The sequence below is a fragment of the Caldibacillus debilis DSM 16016 genome (assembly GCF_000383875.1).
GTDB classification, from domain to species: Bacteria; Bacillota; Bacilli; order Bacillales; family Caldibacillaceae; genus Caldibacillus; species Caldibacillus debilis.
The window spans coordinates 22,783-38,807 of sequence record NZ_KB912880.1 but is presented as its reverse complement, the minus strand read 5'-3'; the positions used below and the strand labels follow the sequence as shown (position 1 = coordinate 38,807).

The following is a 16,025-nucleotide window of genomic DNA, read 5'->3' as shown; positions in this document are numbered from 1 at the left end:
CCTGTCCCTTTTTCATCCCGCCGGCTCCCGTCCGGACGGGCAGATTACTTCAATTCCACGATGGTCTTGCCGATGCCGCCCTCATTCGGGGTGCCGTAACGGAAAGATTTCACCGAAGGATGCTGCCGCAGCACCTTTTGCACCCCTTCTCGCAGCGCCCCCGTCCCTTTGCCGTGGATGATCGAAACCCGGGAATAGCCGGCCAAAAGGACGTCGTCCAAATATTTTTCCAGTTTGATCAGCGCATCTTCATACCGTTCGCCGCGCAAATCGAGCTCCAGCGGGACATGGTATTCCTTTCCTTTGACGGTGGCGACGGGGCGGACTTCCTGATCCTTCTTCTCTTCCAGCAGCCGCAAATCCCGTTCTTCCACGTTCATCTTTAAAATGCCGACCTGGACGAGCCATTCCTGGCCGCCCGCCTTCTCCACCAAATAACCTTTTTGGCCGAGGGATAAAACCTCGACCGGATCCCCCGGATGAAAGGATTGATTTTTCGGGGGGGATGGGGTCCCGGAACGTCTTTCCTCCCCGCCGGGGACCGCTTCTTCCAGCCTTTTTTTCGCTTCGATGAGTTCGTGCTCTTTGACTTCGGCGCCCTTTTTCAACCGCAGCTCCCGCAAATCCCTTATGATTGCTTCCGCTTCCCGCTTCGCTTTTTCGACGATGGCCCGGGCTTCCTCCCTCGCCTTTTTCATAAGGGCTTCCTTGTTGGCTTCGTATTCTTCAAAGGCGCTTTTCAGATCGTTATAGATTTCTTCCGCGTCCCGAAGATAATTTTCCGCTTCCTTTTTCGCCTCCTCGGCTTCCTTTTCGCTCTTTTCCAAGGAGGCGATCATGCTGTCCACCCGGCGGGTATTGGCGCCGATATACGATTTCGCCCGCCGGATGATACTTTCGGACAGGCCCAGCCGCTTGGAGATTTCAAAGGCGTTGCTCCGGCCGGGGACGCCGATGGACAATTTGTAGGTAGGGCTCAAGGTTTCCGGGTCAAATTCCATCCGGGCGTTGATGACGCCCTCCCGGTTATAGCTGTAGGCCTTCAGTTCCGGATAATGGGTGGTGGCGATGACCCTCGCCCTTTTCCGGCGGACTTCGTCGAGGATGGCCATCGCCAGGGCGGCGCCTTCCTGGGGATCCGTACCCGCCCCGAGCTCGTCGAAGAGAACGAGGCTCGATTCGTCCACATCCCGCAGGATGTTTACGATGTTCGTCATATGGGAAGAAAAGGTGCTCAAGTTTTGTTCGATGGACTGCTCGTCACCGATGTCGGCGTGAACCGCCCGGAAAACGGAAAGTTCCGAACCGTCCAGGGCGGGGATCATGAGGCCGGCCTGGGCCATTAAAACAAGCAATCCGACCGTTTTCAGGGTCACCGTTTTCCCGCCGGTGTTCGGGCCGGTGATGACAATGGCGGTGTAGTCTTTCCCCAACTCGATATCGTTCGGCACCGCCTGATCGGCCGGAAGCAAAGGATGGCGCGCCTTCAGCAGGCGGATGTACCCCTTTTGGTTGACGGCCGGTTTCGATCCTTTGTACGCGGAGCCGTATTTCGCCTTCGCGAAGATCAAATCGGCCCTCTGCATCACCCGGACGATCTCGTCGATTTCCTCGCGGCGGCTTCCCGCTTCCTGGGACAATTCAAGCAGGATCCTTTCGATTTCCGCTTCCTCTTTCTTCTTCAGCTCCCGCACTTCATTGTTCATCGCCACGACCGATTCCGGCTCGATGAATAACGTTTGCCCCGAAGCGGACTGGTCATGGACAAAACCGCCGAAATGGGACCGGTATTCCGCTTTGACGGGAAGTACGAAGCGGTCGTTCCGGATCGTAACGATGGCGTCGGAAAGCATCTTTTGCACCGGTCCGGAGCGGATCATCCCCTCCAGTTTTTCCCGGATCCGTTCTTCCACCAGGCGGATCTGTTTGCGGATGGCGCGAAGCTTTTCGCTCGCTTCGTCCAAAACCGTCCCGTCTTCGCCGATGCAGGAAAAAATCTTCTTTTCCACCTCGGCGGGAGGATTCATCCGTTCGCACAATTCCCCCATGATGGGCAGGGATTCCTTTTCGAGAAGGGGTTTCATGAAGGCCTTGAACACCCGCCCCGCCCGGATCGTCGAAGCAACTTCCAGCAGCTCCCCGGCATCCAGCATCCCCCCGATGGCCGCCCGGCGGACGGATGAAGAGACGGGATAGATCCCTTCAAGGGGGGCGTACCCCTTGATGCGGAGCACCGTAGCCGCTTCGTCGGTCTCGTTTTGCAGGCGGACGATCGTTTCGTATTCGGTTTCCGGCTGCAATCGCTCAGCCAGTTCCCTTCCCGGCGATGAGGAGCAGTACTTGGCCAATGCGTCGCGTATTTTGTCGAATTCCAGCGTGCGCAAAATTTTTTCGTTCACCGGGAAACCCCCTTTTGGATCGTAATTTTTCTGTGCCGGTTAAAATTTTTCCCCGAATCCGGATTTTTCTTCCGGCCTCCGGGCGAAGCGGCGGTACTTCCCCGAGCGGAGCTCCCCCGCAGATTTTTTCCAAAACAGACAAAAAACTTCCCTTTGCCAGAGAAGTTTCATCGGATAATGGCGCCGAGAAAAAAGTCGGAAACCTGTTTGGTCAAAAACGGAGTATGTCCGATGATAAACTTCGCCACTCCCGATTGGTCCAAGGCGGATTGCAGCTGTTCGACGGGAACGAGGGAGGCCACGTACAAGAGGACGAAAGTGACCAAATACACCTCCAAAAATCCGAGGATTCCCCCGCCAAGCCGGTTCAGCTGGCTGATCACCGGGATGCGCGCCAGAAAATCAAGCATGGATCCGACGATCTGGAGCAATATTTTCACGGCAAAAAAGATGATAAAAAAAGCGATGGCGTTATAATAGGCCGCCTCCGCATTCGATGCGGACAAAATCACCTGCAGCGCTTCATTGCCGTCCATGGACGGATAGGGGATCCATAATTTGACCGTTTCGGCAAATTCCTTGTAGTATTTGGCGGCGGCGAGGAAGGCGATCAGAAATCCCGTCAGATGGATGAGCTGGAGGATCAGCCCCCTTTTCAATCCGACCAAAAAACCGATAATGAAGAGAATCCATATGATGGCACTCAGCATCTCCGTCAGTCCTTTTTGTATTTATATTTTTCCATTTCCTCCTGCAGCTTCAAATATTCGTGGACCGCGTTTACCGCCGTCAACACGGCCAGCTTCGCCGTATCCAGGGACGGGTTGCGGCTCTTCATCTCCCGCATTTTTTCATCGACAATGGCGGCGACTTTCCGGATATGGCTTTCGCTTTCATCGCCGACAATCACGTATTGCCGGCCGTAGATTTCCACTGCGATTTTATTTTTTCGGCTTTCAGACAATGGGTCTGCCTCCGTTTCACCGAATAAAAATGGCTGCGATTTTGAGAGAATCCTAGCAATATCATACATGAATCCCTTGGAAATTGGAAGATCAAAGGCGTTTTCGCAAAGGGCGCACGCCCCGGGGAACCGGCTCCGGGAAAGGGAAGAGGGAGGAAGGCCCGGGGTAGGTTTGAGACGGGGAAGTTTCGCGAATCGGAATCCGCCGGAAAGGCGGATATTTTTGCCGGCAGAGGATCGGGTGAGGCCTGCGTATTTTTCCGGAAGGGACCCATCCGGCAGCGCCCCTTCGCTCTCCTGCGCCCGGCGGTCCGGAAGGCTCCCCCGAAAACGGAAAGGTCCGGTCCCGAAACCAATCTGACCATGAAAATTTGGCCGCTCCTTCCCCAAGGCGGCGGAAACGATGGAGGTCCGGTTTTCCCGTCGCTCCTCGGGAGGGGAAGGCCGTACCCGCCGGACAGTGCCCGCATCAGGCCTTGCCGCGGACGACGAACGTGAAACGGCGCCGGCCGGTTCCCCTTCCCTTGCGCCGAACCGAAAAAGATCTGGATATCCCGGAAATGTCCCGGAATATCCCGTCCATGAAAATTTTCCCGCAAACCCGTTTCCTTCTTTCGCGGACCCGGGCAAGCCCATTTCCTGAAAGCCGGCCGCCCTTTTCCGGACCGACCGAAATGGGGCCGGCGCAAAATGCCGCCCTATTTCCGCAAATAGGCCCCTTTTTCCTCGAGCGCCCGCAAAATCCTTTCCAGCGCCCTGTCGATTTCTTCGTCGGTCAGCGTGCGTTCCGGATCCGAGAAGGTCAGGGAGAAGGCGACGGATTTTTTATCCGCATCCATCTTTTCCCCTTCATATACGTCAAACACCTTCGCATCCGTCAAAAGCTTTCCTCCCGCCGCCACGATCGTTTCCTTCAGCTCGCCGGCGGAAAGATCCTTTCCGCACACGAGGGCGATATCCCGGGAGACGGAGGGAAATCTCGGCACCTGGGAATAGACAAGGGGTTCGTTTTCCGCGCGCAACAGCTTCGCCAAGATGATTTCGGCGGCGAACACATCTTTGATGTCCCAGTTTTTCTCCATCGCGGGGTGGATTTTTCCGATCACGCCGATCGCTTCCCCGTCGAACAGAATTTCCGCCGTTTGGCCGGGATGGAAGCCTTCCGCTTCTCCTTTGACGAAGCGGATGCGGTTTTTCAGCCCCAATTTCGCAAACAGCTGTTCCAAAATTCCTTTCGCCGTGAAAAAGTCCGCCTTCACCCTTTCCCCCTGCCAGGGATGGTCGACCCATAAACCGGTCAGGACGAAGGCCAAATGTTCCCGTTCCTCCGGCTGCTTGCCCGTGCCCCGGGACAGGAAGACGGAACCGATCTCGTACAGGGCGATGTTTTCATTTTTCCTCGCCCGATTGTAACGGACCGCATCAAGCAGATGGGGAAGCAGGCTTTGCCGCAAGACGGAATGTTCCTCGCTCATCGGGAGGCTCAAGGGGATTTCTTCCGTCGCCGTTAAGGAAAACAGGCGGAATTTTTCCCGGCTTGTCAGCGTATAGGTGATCGCCTCCTGCAATCCGGCGCCTTCCAGGAAATATTTGACGATCCTTCTTTTTTTCTGATAGTCGGTCAATCCGCCGGGGGTCTGCGGTCCCCGGGGAAGGGTGCCCGGCAGCAGATCGTAGCCGTAGAGCCGGGCGATTTCTTCGTACACGTCCACTTCCCGCGTGATGTCCGGACGGCGCGTCGGGACGGTGACGGTCAATGTCCGTTCCTTTTGTTCGTACGGGAAACGGAGGCGTTCCAAGATGCCGGCGACCTCTGCCATCGTCAATTCCGTTCCCAAAAATGCGTTCATCTTTTCCAAATCGACGGTGATTTTCACGGGATCGGCCTGCAAAGCGCGGGCCTCCGCCGTCCCTTCCAGCACTTCCCCGGACGCATAGCGGGCCATTAATGCCGCCGCCCTTTCCGCGGCCTCCTTCACCCTCGCCGGGTCGACCCCCTTTTCGAAGCGGCTGCTGGACTCGCTCCGCAACTGCAAATCTTTCGAGGCCCTGCGGACCACGGGGCCGGCAAACAAGGCGGATTCCAGGAGAACGGTCGTCGTTTCCGCGGTCACTTCGCTGTCGGCGCCGCCCATGACGCCCGCCAGGGCGACCGGTTCCTTGCCGTTTGTGATGACGAGATGGTTTTCATTCAATGTCCGGGTCACGCCGTCCAGGGTGACGAGTTTTTCCCCGTCTTTCGCCCGCCGGACGACCACCTCCTTCGATCCGAAACGGTCGTAATCGAAGGCGTGGAGCGGCTGCCCGTATTCCAGCATCACGTAGTTGGTGATATCGACGACGTTGTTGTGGGGGCGGATTCCCGCCGCCATCAGCCGCGCCTGCATCCATAAAGGCGAGGGGCCGATCTTCACGTTCCGGATGATTTTGGCCGTATACAGCGGGCAATCTTCCGGCGAATCCACCTTCACGCGAATATGGTCTTCCGCCTTTTCCCGGATAGGTTCATATTCCGCTTCCGGCAAGCGGACTTCTCCGCCGAGGATGGCCGCCGTCTCATAGGCGACGCCGATCATGCTCAAACAGTCGCCCCGGTTCGCCGTCAGTTCCAGCTCCAAAACCGGATCGTCCAAATGCAGGAGGGAAGCGATCTCCGTCCCCGGGGGCACATCTTCGGGCAAAACGAAAATGCCTTCAGCGTATTCTTTCGGCACGACCTTGCCTTCGAATCCGAGCTCCTGCAAGGAGCAGATCATGCCGTTCGATTCCACGCCGCGGAATTTGGCTTTTTTGATTTTTACCTGATTGGGCAATTTCGCCCCCGGCTTGGCGACGATCACCCCCTGTCCCGGGGCGACGTTTTTTGCGCCGCAAACGATTTGCACCGGTTCTCCTTCGCCGATATCGACGAGGCAGACGGTCAGTTTGTCCGCATTCGGATGCCTTTCACATTTTAACACCCGTCCGGCGACCAGATGATCGAAATCCTGGCCCTTGAGGTGAATCCCGTCCACTTCGATCCCGCTTCTCGTAATTTTTTCCGCAAGCTCCTCCGGGGTCACCGGAAGGCTGACGTAATCTTCCAGCCATTTGAAAGAAACCAGCATATTTCCAACCTCCTTTATCCATCATGCCGCATAACGGCGCAAGAGATCCGCAAAGGGAAAAAGCCGCTTTGCCTTCCGCACCCTTCCGGCAAAGGCCGCAGGAACCCGAAAGGGGAAAAACTTCCCGGCACCGTCATTCCTGCCGGTAAAACTGCTGCAAAAACCGGACGTCGTTCGTGTAAAAATGGCGGATGTCATCGATTCCGTATTTCAGCATGGCGATCCGTTCGACCCCGATCCCGAAAGCAAAGCCGCTGTAAATGTCCGGGTCGAAGCCGCCCATTTTCAGCACGTTCGGGTGGACCATGCCCGCCCCCAAGATTTCGATCCAGCCCGTGCCTTTGCACACCGAGCAGCCTTGGCCGCGGCAAATTTTGCAGGAAATATCCATTTCCACCGACGGCTCCGTAAAGGGGAAAAAGCTCGGGCGCAGCCGGATTTCCCGGTCATCGCCGAAGATTTTTTTGGCGAAGACCTCGAGGGTTCCCTTCAAGTCGCTCATGCGGATGTTTTCATCGACGACCAGCCCTTCGACCTGCATAAACTGGTGGGAGTGGGTCGCGTCGTCGTTGTCGCGCCGGTAGACCTTCCCGGGGCAGATGATCTTCACCGGACCCCTTCCCTGATGGCTTTCCATCGTCCTCGCCTGCACCGGCGACGTGTGGGTGCGAAGCAGGATCTCTTCGCTGATGTAAAAGGAATCCTGCATATCCCTCGCCGGATGGCCCTTCGGCAGGTTGAGGGCTTCAAAATTATAGTAGTCCGTTTCCACCTCCGGGCCTTCGGCGATGCGGTAGCCCATGCCGATAAACAGGTCCTCGATTTCTTCGATGATCTGGATGAGCGGATGGCGGCCGGCCTGGCGGACCGGTCTCCCCGGCAGCGTGACGTCCACCGTCTCCTCGGCCAATTCCCTTTCCATCTGCTCTTTTTCCAGCTGATTCATCTTTTCTTCGATGGCCCGCTGGATGGTTTCGCGCACCTCATTGGCATAGGCGCCGACCACCGGCCGCTCTTCCTTGGGGAGTTTTCCCATGTTCCGCAGCACTTCCGTAATCCGGCCCTTTTTCCCCAGAAAGGCGACGCGGACGTCGTTCAGCGCCCGTAAATCCTTTGCCGCTTTCACTTTTTCCAGCGCTTCGGCTTGAAGTTCGGTTAAACGCTCCTTCATCCTTTGACCTCCTTGGTTTGAAATGGGGAAAACAAAAAAACCTCCTCCCGGCTAAGGGACGAGGATCGTTTCGCGGTACCACCCTTATTGGCATGACGGAACGCCATGCCCGCTCCTTTGGATAACGGATCGCCTCCGCAACATCTTTACACCCCGGATTCCCGGAGTGGTCCCGATGCGAGCTCCCGGGGTGAAACTTCGTTCGGGCTCCGGCTGAAAATGCTCTCAGTCGCGGCATTTTCTCCCTGTAAGCGGAGGTCCCCCGACTACTCTGCCCCGATCATCGCTTCCGATATGCCGTTGTTCAGGTCCGTAGAGGTTTATCATTCAACGAAAAATTCTTGATATACCGGTTCCGAGGTACTTCCGATTATCATTCAACGAAAAATTCGGAACGGTTATCAATTATTATAAAGGGCTTTTCCCGCAAATTCAACGGGAATCCTTTGCCGCGGCCGCGCCCATATTTTGCCCGCCCGCCGCGGATCGGCGGGCCGCATCTTCCCGTTCCTTTCCGGATGGCCGAAGGGGAAACCGGAGCCGTTTTCCTTCGCTGTGCCGAAAAAAAGAGGCCGGCTCCCATTCCGGAAAAATGGCGGTTTTTATCCGGAATTTCTTCCCCGCAAATGATAGAGGAGAATCCCGGCGGCGACGGAGACGTTCAACGACTCGCTCATCCCGTAGATCGGGATGTGCAGGTTGGCGTCGGTCTTTTCCAGAAGCCTCGGATCCACGCCCCGCGCCTCATTGCCGACCAGCAGGGCAAAGGCGGGCGCCGGCCCGATTTCGTACATGGAGACGCCCGTTAATGCGGTTCCGTAAACGGGAATCCCCCGTGAGCGGAATGTTTCCACCCAGCCTTCCAAGGAACCCGGCAAAACGGGGAGATGGAACAAGCTTCCCTGGGTGGCGCGGACGACCTTCGGATTGTAAATGTCCGCGCTCCCCTCCCCGACGACGACCCCGTCCAAGCCCGCCGCATCCGCCGTCCGGATCAGGGTGCCCAGATTTCCCGGATCCTGGACGGCGTCAATCAATAAAAACCGCTTCCCTTCCGGATCCCGGGCCTCCGGTTTTCCGCAAACAGCAAAAATCCCTTGGGGCGTTTCCGTATCCGCTATCGCCTTGCCGACCTCTTCGGAAACGAGATACAGCTCATCCGCCCCGTATCGCGCCGCGGGAAGCTGCCCCAGGAACCGTTCCGTCACGATCAATTCCCTGATAAGTCCCGCTTTCCCCGCTTCCTCGACAAGATGTTCCCCCTCGACGAGGAAAAGGCCGGCTTTGTCCCGCTCCTTTTTCGTCAACAGTTTTTTCCAACGTTTCACCTTTTCATTTTTGGCCGATTGTATCCTTTTCATTTTTTTCACCTGCCCCGGCATCCGTTCCCGGACGGATGCACATAATCCATAGAAAAGTGTAGCAAAATATCCATGACAATAAAATTGGAGGATGATCAACTTGAATATGGATTTCGATTTGCGGAAGGCGATCATTCAAAACGTTTCCGATAATACCCGGGAAGAATTAAAGGCGACGATCATGGACGCCATCCAGGGAGGCGAAGAAAAGATGCTGCCCGGACTGGGCGTGCTTTTTGAAGTGATTTGGAAAAACGCGGACGCCAATGAACAGCAGATGATGCTGGAAACGCTGGAAGAAGGCCTGAAAAAACCTGAACGCCATTGAACGCGTATGTTTAACGGGCGAAGATTTCGGGAAAAATGAGAAGACCGGGAAACCAATCCCGATCCCCCTTTTTTCCAATCGCTCCGGCGGAAAGCCGGAGCGATTTTTTGTGCGGAAAAAACGACGCGGGAAAAGGTCCCCTGCAGGTTTCCGCCCCGCAGGCGGAAAGGAAAGCCGTCCGCAAAAGGCGGGCGGAGGAATCCGCAGGCGCCTTCATGGTCCCCCGTCGGAACGGGTAACCCGGCCGGGAAGAAAAAAACCCTCCCGGGAGGGAAAACCTTTCGGCCATCCTCCCGAAAAGGGTTTTTTCCACAATGTCCGCATTCGCCCGGTGATCGCCGTTTTTGGCATCATCGGGCGCCCATTCGTTTTTCCGGATATGCCGGGATTCCCGCTTCAGCGGACGGCATCGTTTCAGTCATAGGTGATTTTGTTCACCGTCTCCCGGTCGAGCCGTTTCACGACTTCCGTCATCAGTTTTACCGTATTTTCGAAATCGTCCCGGTGAAGGATGCCGGCATGGGAATGGATGTACCTCGTCGGGATCGTGACGGCCAATGAAGGAACGCCCCTTTTCGTCACATGGATGGACCCCGCGTCCGTGCCGCCGCCGGGGATGCTTTCGAATTGATAGGGAATGTTCAACTCTTCCGCTACGCCGACGACAAAGTCCCGCAAGCCTTTATGGGAAACCATGGAGGCATCATACAAAACGATCTGCGGGCCTTTCCCCAATTTCCCCATCGCCTCTTTTTCCGTAACGCCCGGAACATCGCCGCCGATGCCGACGTCGAGGGCAAAACCGATATCCGGCTCAATCTTGAAAGCGGCGGTCTTCGCCCCGCGCAAGCCGACTTCTTCTTGAACGGCGCCGACCCCGAAAACGGTGTTCGGATGGGCGGTGCCTTTTAAATTTTTCAGCACCTCGATGACGACGGCGCAGCCGATCCGGTTATCCCACGCTTTGGCAAGGAGAAATTTTTCGTTTTTCATGACGGTAAATTCAAAATAGGGGACGATCATCGCACCGGGACGCACGCCCCAGGACAGCGCCTCTTCTTTGGATGAGGCCCCGATATCGATAAACATATCCTTGATTTCCACCGGCTTCTTCCGCTCTTCCGGAGACAGGATGTGCGGGGGCTTGGAACCGATGACGCCGGTCACATTCCCCTTGTCGGTGACGATCGTCACCCGTTGGGCAAGCATGACCGAACTGACCCAGCCGCCCACCGTTTGGAACCGGACGAAACCTTTGTCATCGATGCTGGTTACCATGAACCCGATCTCATCCAAATGGCCGGCAAGCATGACCGACGGCCCGTTCGGATCCCCCGTTTTCCTGGCGATCAGGCTTCCCAGGCCGTCGGTGGTCACTTCGTCGGCATAGGGCGTTATGTATTTTTTCATCACTTCCCGGACTTCCTTTTCATTGCCGGGAATCCCTTTGGCGTCGGTAAGTTCCTTCAGCATTTGCAGCTGTTCATCCAATACTGTCAAAAAAATCCCTCCCGTTTTTTATTTTATAAATTTTAATAACTTTATTATACCTCAAATAAAATCGGATAAGCTATGAAGTTTTATTTTGCGGGGCATAAGGGGCGAAGGTTTTTTCTTGACAAAAATATTTAAACCATTTAATATTTAAACACATTAAATTTACGGTTCTTGAAGGAGGAATACATTGGATACGCTCATCCAGCGTTTGCTCGTCGCCTTTCACCATTTAAGAAAAAAATTGGACCAGGACATGCAGACCATGACTAGTTATCCGGTCACCAGAACCCAGTTTATCCTCTTGTTATTGATCTCCCGGGAAGGAAGCCCCAAGCTGGCTCGGCTGGCGGAAGAAATGAACGTCCAGCCGAGCGCGATCACCGTCCTGATCGACCGGCTGGAAAAGCTGAATTATGTAAAACGGATCACCGATCCCGACGACCGCCGTTCCGTCCGCGTGGAATTGACGCCGCTCGGAAGGGAGATTATCCACGATTTCCGGCAAAGGAGGCGCGGGATTCTGAAAAGCTATCTGAACCGGCTTTCCGAAGAGGAGATCCGGACGCTCACCGAGTTATTGGAAAAAATCGCAAACGGCGACCCATTTGACACGGAGGGGAAAGGGCAGTGAAACAGCTGATCAAGTACTTGGAACCCTTTAAGGCGCAGGTCATTGCCGTCATCGTCCTCGTCTTTCTCCAGTCGATGGCGGATTTATATCTGCCCACGCTCATGTCTGACATCATTGACCACGGGGTCGTAAAAGGGGACGTCCCTTATATATGGAAAATCGGGGGAATCATGCTTTTGGTCGCGGCCGGAGGGCTCATATGCGCCATTTTAAGCAGCTTTTTCTCCGCCCGGACCGCCGTCGGCTTCGGCCGGAATCTGCGGAACGAAGTATTCATCCACGTGGAAAATTTTTCCCAGGAAGAATTCGACCGGCTGGGGACGGCGTCCTTAATTACGAGAACGACCAACGATATTCTGCAGGTGCAAAACGTGCTCATGTTTGCCTTGCGGATCATGATCACCGCTCCCATTATGGCTGTCGGCGGCATTATCATGGCCATGGGGCGGGATGCCCGTTTAACCTTGATTTTCCTCGTAATTCTCCCGGTGCTCGCCCTGACGATCTTTTTCATCGCCCGGAAGGCGATCGGGCTGTTTAAGGCGATCCAAAAGAAACTGGACGCCCTGAACCGGGTGTTGCGGGAATATTTGACGGGCGTCCGCGTGATCCGCGCCTTCAATCGGACCGGATACGAGGAGAAAAGGTTCGACGCCGCCAACCGGGATTTGACGGAGACGACCACCGCCGCGATCAAAATCATGTCCTTAATCGCACCGGCCATGATGCTCATCGTCAATCTCTCGACGATCGCCATCGTCTGGTTCGGCGCCATGCGGATCGACAACAACCGGATGGAAGTCGGGGATTTGATGGCCTTCATTCAATATGCGATGCAAATCATGTTTTCCCTCCTGATGGTTTCCATTTTGTTCATCATGATCCCGCGGGCGCAGGTGTCCGCTGAACGGATCAATGAAATACTGGACACCGAACCGGCGATCGAGGGAGGGAAAGGAAGCCGGGCCGCAAACGCAAAGGGCTGGGTGGAATTTCAAAACGTCTCCTTCTCCTATCCCGGTGCGGAGGCTCCCGCCCTTTCCAACATTTCCTTTAAGGCGGGGCCCGGCGAAGTGACGGCCATCATCGGGGGAACGGGGGCGGGTAAATCCACCCTGGTCCAGCTGATCCCCCGCTTTTATGACGCGACGGAAGGAAGGGTGCTGGTGGACGGCATCGATGTCCGCGATTGGCCCTTGGAGGAACTGCGGAAAAAGATCGGCTACGTTCCGCAAAAAACCGTTCTGTTCAGCGGCACCGTGGCGGAAAACATCCGCTTCGGGAAGGAAGACGCCAGCTTCGAGGAAATCCGGCACGCGGCGGAAGCGGCACAGGCCGCGGATTTTATTGAAGAAATGAAGGAAAAATACGAGACGGTCATCGCCCAGGGGGGAACGAACCTTTCCGGCGGCCAAAAACAAAGGCTGGCCATTGCCCGGGCATTGGTCCGGAAACCGGATATATACATTTTCGACGACAGTTTTTCCGCCCTGGACTTCAAAACCGACGCCAAGCTGCGGCAGGCCTTGCGGAAGGAAACGGCGGACGCCGCGGTGATCCTCATCGCCCAAAGGGTGGCAACGGTCATGGATGCCGACCGGATCATCGTCTTAAATGAGGGCAAAATCGCCGGAATCGGGAAACACCAGGAACTCCTCAAAACTTGTCCAGTCTACCGGGAAATCGTGGCGTCGCAGCTTTCGGAGGAGGAAATCGCATGAAGAACGAGAAAAGGCCGTTCCGAACCAACCATCCCCATGCCCGGGGCGGCCCGATGGGCCTGGGCATGCCGGTGGAAAAACCGAAAAATTTCCGCGGGACGCTGAAACGGCTTCTCCGCTATTTGCAGCCTTACCGGTGGCGGCTCGCCGCCGTTTTGGGAGCGGCGGTCCTCAGCACCGTTTTTGCCATCGCCAGCCCGAAAATTTTGGGCAAGGCGACCACGAAAATTTTTGAAGGGTTGATGGCCAAATGGCAAGGAATACCCGGGGCCGCCATCGATTTTGCCTACATCGGGCAAATCCTGCTGATCTTGGCGGGACTGTACCTGTTCAGCTCCGCATTCCAATATGTCCAGCAATATCTGATGGCGGGCGTCGCCCAACAGACCGTTTACCAGCTCCGGAAAGAGCTGGACGAAAAATTGTCGCGGGTGCCGCTAAAATATTACGATACCCGCACCAACGGGGAGATTTTAAGCAGGATCGTCAACGACGTGGACAACGTGAGCAACACCCTGCAGCAAAGTTTGACGCAAATCATCACCTCGCTGGTGACGATCGTCGGCGTATTCGTCATGATGCTGACCATCAGCCCGCTGATGACCCTGTTCATCATGCTGACCCTTCCGCTCAGCTTCCTGACGACGGTGTTCATCGCCTCGAAATCGCAAAAATATTTCAAAGGGCAGCAGGCCGCCATCGGCGAGTTGAACGGCCATGTGGAAGAGGTGTTTACCGGCCACCAGGTGGTGCAGGCCTACGGCAGGGAAAAAGCGGCCATCGAACGGTTTAAGCAGATCAATGAAAATCTGTATCATGCCGGCTGGAAGGCCCAATTCATCTCGGGTGTGATCATGCCGCTGATGAACTTTATCAACAACTTGGCCTATGTCCTCATCTGCGTCGTCGGCGGCGTCTTCGTGACGAAAAGGGCGATCACCGTCGGGGACGTGCAGGCTTTTATGCAATACGCCCGGCAATTTTCCCAGCCGATCGCCCAGGCCGCCAATATCGTGAATATCATCCAGTCAACCGTCGCCTCGGCGGAACGGATTTTTGAAGTATTGGACGAAAATGAAGACGTCCCCGACCAGAAACAAGCGGTCACCCTGCCCGAACCGAAAGGACATGTCCGTTTCGAGCACGTCTCTTTCCGCTACAAGGGCGATGAACCGTTGATCGAGGATTTGAATATCGACGTCAAGCCCGGACAGACGGTGGCGATCGTCGGACCAACCGGCGCCGGCAAAACCACATTGATGAACCTGCTCCTGCGCTTCTACGAAATCGACGGGGGAAGGATCACCATCGACGGGGTCGACATCCGGGATTTGAGGCGGAGCGATCTCCGTCAACTGTTCGGCATCGTTTTGCAAGACACATGGCTGTTTCACGGAACGATCAAAGAAAATATCGCCTACGGCCGGGAAGGCGCCTCCGATTTCGAGATCATCCAGGCGGCCAAAACGGCTCGGGCGGACCACTTTATCCGGACCTTGCCCGACGGCTACGATACCGTTTTGAACGAGGAGGCCTCGAATATCTCCCAAGGACAGAAACAGCTGTTGACCATCGCCCGGGCCATATTGGCCAACCGGCCCATCCTGATTTTGGACGAAGCGACAAGCAACGTGGACACGAGGACGGAAATCCATATCCAAAACGCGATGAGGGAGCTCATGAAAGGGAGGACCAGTTTTGTCATCGCCCACCGTCTGTCGACCATCCGAAACGCCGACATGATCCTCGTCATGAACCACGGCCGGGTCATCGAAAAGGGAACCCACGAGGAGCTGCTGGCGCGGAAGGGATTTTACGCCGATCTTTATTTCAGCCAGTTTGCCGGCAGAGAAAAAGAAATGGAAGAAACGGGTTGAAAAAGACCTTTGCGGCCTGTCCGCCTGTGCCTTCGTCCGTTGAAAAGATCATGAAAGGGACGGCATGAACAGCTTGAAAAGCCTTTCCGGTTCCGCGCCGCAAAGAAGCGGGCGAAGGAAAACCGAAGCTTCCGGTACGCCCGGGAATCTTCCGCTTTAAAAATCCGTAAAAAAGGACACCGAAACAGTTTTCCGGTGTCCTTCCGTTTTTCCCGCGGCTTGTGCGGCACGCGATGGATGAGGGAACGGGTTTCCCCGTCCCGGAAAGGGGCAAAAGCGATGCCGCCATTTCCGTCCGTCAATACCCTTCCTCCTGCCGACGGTGGTTCACTTCATTTTTGGAAACATAGGCCCGGAAGATTTCCTCCCGGGTAAAACCGAGCAGCTCCCCCAATTCATAAAAGGTTTCCAGCAAGGCCATGTAGGATTCGGCCGTTTTTTCCCTTTGGAAACGGTAAACCGCATTATAGACTTCCAAAAACTTCACCGTTAAATCCCCTGTCCCCCGTCCCCTTCCGGGGACGGCCTCCCCGGACAGGCGGTCAAATCCGAACATGAGGCCAAGGGACAAGATGAAATGCATGCCGTCGACATATTCTTCCAAAATCGTCTCCCTGGCGGACGGTCCCTTTTCGCTCCAATATTTGAAGCAGCGCGTTTCATTGGCCAATTCCCCGATTTCCACAAGCAGGGCCAGCACCTTTTTGTCAAAGATGTTCTCATGCTCCAGCCGGTGCTTTGTTTCGATGCGGCGGTCGAGAACTTTTTGCAGTTCAAACATTTTTTGCAGCTCCATTGCGATCCCCTCTTTGCTTGTTTCCGCATTATAGAAATTATAACAGAGCCGAAAGAGGCTGAAAACCGCCGATTTTCTGTCCCCCTTTCAGCATTTGCGCCATCGCCCGGTTCCCTTGGCGGTCGGGGTCAAAACGGGCCTTCCCCCGCACATCCAGGTTTTCCCTCCCCCCT

The 16,025-nt window shown here is 55.6% G+C and carries 12 protein-coding genes; 4 read left to right on the top strand and 8 right to left on the bottom strand.

What is annotated here, in order from left to right; translation table 11 throughout:
* Positions 1–44: 44 nt before the first annotated feature.
* The 6 genes from A3EQ_RS0103110 to A3EQ_RS0103065 all read right to left on the bottom strand — a co-directional run bounded on the left by A3EQ_RS0103110 (position 45) and on the right by A3EQ_RS0103065 (position 9,002).
* Positions 45–2,399, bottom strand: a complete 2,355-nt coding sequence (locus A3EQ_RS0103110) for an endonuclease MutS2 (protein ID WP_020153726.1) — start codon at positions 2,397–2,399, stop codon at positions 45–47.
* Between the two features lie 167 nt (positions 2,400–2,566).
* Positions 2,567–3,109 carry a CvpA family protein gene (locus A3EQ_RS0103100; protein ID WP_020153724.1) on the bottom strand — a complete coding sequence of 181 codons (543 nt, stop codon included), beginning with the start codon at positions 3,107–3,109 and terminating at the stop codon, positions 2,567–2,569.
* Between the two features lie 5 nt (positions 3,110–3,114).
* Positions 3,115–3,432 carry a cell division protein ZapA gene (gene zapA, locus A3EQ_RS0103095; RefSeq protein WP_407637023.1) on the bottom strand — a complete coding sequence of 106 codons (318 nt, stop codon included), beginning with the start codon at positions 3,430–3,432 and terminating at the stop codon, positions 3,115–3,117.
* A gap of 629 nt (positions 3,433–4,061) precedes the next feature.
* Positions 4,062–6,470 carry a phenylalanine--tRNA ligase subunit beta gene (gene pheT / locus A3EQ_RS0103090; protein WP_020153722.1) on the bottom strand — a complete coding sequence of 803 codons (2,409 nt, stop codon included), beginning with the start codon at positions 6,468–6,470 and terminating at the stop codon, positions 4,062–4,064.
* Between the two features lie 133 nt (positions 6,471–6,603).
* A complete protein-coding gene (gene pheS, locus A3EQ_RS0103080) occupies positions 6,604–7,641 on the bottom strand; it encodes a phenylalanine--tRNA ligase subunit alpha (protein WP_020153720.1) in 1,038 nt (345 codons plus the stop codon).
* A 602-nt stretch (positions 7,642–8,243) separates the two neighbouring features.
* Positions 8,244–9,002, bottom strand: a complete 759-nt coding sequence (locus A3EQ_RS0103065) for a TrmH family RNA methyltransferase (protein WP_026499702.1) — start codon at positions 9,000–9,002, stop codon at positions 8,244–8,246.
* Positions 9,003–9,108: 106 nt separating this feature from the next.
* Here A3EQ_RS0103065 and sspI point away from each other — a divergent pair, with 106 nt between their 5' ends.
* The gene (gene sspI, locus A3EQ_RS0103060) at positions 9,109–9,330 is read left to right on the top strand and encodes a small acid-soluble spore protein SspI (RefSeq protein WP_026499701.1); all 222 of its coding nucleotides are present in this window, start codon (positions 9,109–9,111) and stop codon (positions 9,328–9,330) included.
* A 414-nt stretch (positions 9,331–9,744) separates the two neighbouring features.
* Here the strand turns inward: sspI and A3EQ_RS0103050 are convergent, their stop codons facing one another.
* Positions 9,745–10,830, bottom strand: coding sequence for a M42 family metallopeptidase (locus tag A3EQ_RS0103050; RefSeq protein WP_020153715.1), 1,086 nt, complete (start codon positions 10,828–10,830; stop codon positions 9,745–9,747).
* Between the two features lie 184 nt (positions 10,831–11,014).
* On the opposite strand from A3EQ_RS0103050, the gene A3EQ_RS20520 reads away from it, so the two are divergent.
* Genes A3EQ_RS20520 through A3EQ_RS0103035 form a run of 3 tightly spaced genes read left to right on the top strand, consistent with a single transcriptional unit; the run spans position 11,015 to position 15,056 of the window.
* The gene (locus A3EQ_RS20520) at positions 11,015–11,458 is read left to right on the top strand and encodes a MarR family winged helix-turn-helix transcriptional regulator (protein ID WP_020153714.1); all 444 of its coding nucleotides are present in this window, start codon (positions 11,015–11,017) and stop codon (positions 11,456–11,458) included.
* Positions 11,455–13,179, top strand: a complete 1,725-nt coding sequence (locus tag A3EQ_RS0103040; RefSeq protein WP_020153713.1) for an ABC transporter ATP-binding protein — start codon at positions 11,455–11,457, stop codon at positions 13,177–13,179. The genes A3EQ_RS20520 and A3EQ_RS0103040 overlap by 4 nt, the downstream gene beginning before the upstream one ends.
* Positions 13,176–15,056 carry an ABC transporter ATP-binding protein gene (locus A3EQ_RS0103035; protein ID WP_020153712.1) on the top strand — a complete coding sequence of 627 codons (1,881 nt, stop codon included), beginning with the start codon at positions 13,176–13,178 and terminating at the stop codon, positions 15,054–15,056. The genes A3EQ_RS0103040 and A3EQ_RS0103035 overlap by 4 nt, the downstream gene beginning before the upstream one ends.
* A 298-nt stretch (positions 15,057–15,354) precedes the next feature.
* On the opposite strand, the gene A3EQ_RS0103025 is transcribed toward A3EQ_RS0103035, so the two are convergent.
* Positions 15,355–15,852, bottom strand: a complete 498-nt coding sequence (locus A3EQ_RS0103025) for a dUTP diphosphatase (protein WP_020153710.1) — start codon at positions 15,850–15,852, stop codon at positions 15,355–15,357.
* Positions 15,853–16,025 lie beyond the last annotated feature (173 nt).